Source organism: Pseudoalteromonas sp. MIP2626, assembly GCF_013414205.1.
GTDB classification, from domain to species: domain Bacteria; phylum Pseudomonadota; class Gammaproteobacteria; order Enterobacterales; family Alteromonadaceae; genus Pseudoalteromonas; species Pseudoalteromonas nigrifaciens.
On sequence record NZ_JAATTW010000102.1, the window covers coordinates 1 to 1,941 of the forward strand.

Here is a 1,941-nt window from a genome sequence, read left to right on the forward strand (position 1 = left end):
TGTCAACAACAACCGAAAAGTGATCCACTCCACCATTTGAATATTGATCCACTATTTATTAAGGTTTTCCATTAACCCTGCTTGTTTCTTTTCTTTAATTCTATAACTTTCCCCCTTAATTTGAACAATGTGTGAGTGGTGTAAAATTCTATCTAACATAGCTGATGTTAACGCTGTATCATTCGCAAAAATGCTTCCCCATTGTCCAAATGGGAGATTACTTGTGAGTATTATCGCTCCTTTTTCATAACGCTTTGCAATGACGTCAAACAATAACTTGGATTCTTGAGCACTAAACGGTAAATAACCTATTTCATCAATGATTAGTAGCCTGGGTGCCAGCACTGACCGCTGCATCACTTGTTTATACTTATCTTGTCGTTGGGCGGTGGTTAATTGCAATATTAAATCAGATGCGCTAATAAAGCGGGTTTTCAAGCCTGCTTGCACTGCCTTGTAACCTAGCGCACTGGCAATATGTGTTTTGCCTACACCAGATGGCCCGAGCAGAACGATGTTTTCTTTTCGTTCAATAAACGAGAGTGTGGCAAGCTCGTTAACCTGTTTTTTGGGCACACCAGTGGCGAACGTAAAATCAAATTCCTCGAGCGATTTTAATGACGGAAACCCAGCCATACGTGTAAACATAACCTGTTTACGTTGATGCCGGTGCTTCTGCTCGCTTTGCAGTATGCGTTCTAGAAACTGTAAATAATCCCATTCTTCTTTTGCTGCTTGCTGCGCTAGCGCTGTCGCGTTCGTTTCAACACCAGCGAGTTGAAGCTCCTCTGTTAGCTCATGCAAACGTGCTAATTGCAAGTTCATAAAGCCTCCGAAAACTGCGCGTAAATGTTTAAATCATGATGTAACGGTTGAGTCTCGAAGGACATATCAAATAAAGGCATGCTCACTTCTGCCGGCTGTGGTGGTGCAACAGGTTGGAGCGGGGGTAAAGATTGAAGGTATGTCTGCTCTTCTTTTAATCTATCTGCGGGTTTTACTTTTATTGTGTCGTGAATACGCTGGTTAGCCACTGTGTTCAACCAGTTAATGACTTCAACATTGGCAGTTTCAACGTCCAAAGTAAGTTCAAGGGCAGATAATTTAGTGGCCAATGGCTGATAAAAGTTATCGCGCACATAGCGTACCATTCGCTCTACTTTGCCTTTTGTTTGCGGGCGGTAGGGCTTACATAGCTTTGGAATGAACCCCATTTCTTTACTAAATTGGTAAAAATGCTGATTAAAGCGGTGTTTACCCTCACCGTAAGCATCACGCTCTATAACAACGGTTTTCATGTTGTCATACCACACTTGCTGTGGAATGCCTTGGAAATACTCAAAGGCTTGGCGATGACATGCTTCGAGCGTTTCATAGCGCATGTTGTCAGTAATCGCGACAAACAATGCACGGCTATAGCCTAAAACAGCGACAAAGGCATGCAGAGGTGATTTCCCACCTCGCATTTGGCCCCAATCAACTTGCATTTGTTTACCTGCTTCTGTTTCAAAGCGAATAATGGGTTGGGGTTCAACGCTCCCTCGATATTGATGCAGGTATTGACGTAGTAACGATATTTCTCCGGTATAGCCTTGCTCTTTAATTTCCCTGAGTAAAACAACGGCTGATAAGTGTATTGGAGCAGCTTTAGCTAACCGAGAATGCAAATATGGTTTAAAGGCCTCTAATTTTGAAATACCCGTTTTACGAGTAGCATAATGCGGCTCGTCAAAATCACCTTGAAGGTATTTTTTAACGGTGTTACGCGATATGCCTAACTGTTTAGCAATGGCTCGTTGAGACATGCCTTGCATGGCTAAGACTTTTATTTTCATGAACTCTTCTTTTGAAATCATGGTGCTTACCGAAAAGCACCAGTGTTAAGTTAACTGGATCAGATTTCAATTGTTGAAGTGGATCATTTTTGCATTGCTGGTAACA

The 1,941-nt window shown here is 42.1% G+C and carries 2 protein-coding genes; both read right to left on the reverse strand.

What is annotated here, in order from left to right; genetic code table 11:
- Positions 1-51: 51 nt before the first annotated feature.
- On the reverse strand, positions 52-825 hold the full coding sequence (gene istB, locus HC000_RS18150) for an IS21-like element helper ATPase IstB (protein WP_089367648.1): 774 nt from the start codon (positions 823-825) through the stop codon (positions 52-54).
- Positions 822-1,856, reverse strand: a complete 1,035-nt coding sequence (gene istA, locus HC000_RS18155) for an IS21 family transposase (RefSeq protein WP_089367649.1) — start codon at positions 1,854-1,856, stop codon at positions 822-824. Before istA ends, istB begins: the two co-directional genes overlap by 4 nt.
- Positions 1,857-1,941: the final 85 nt, after the last annotated feature.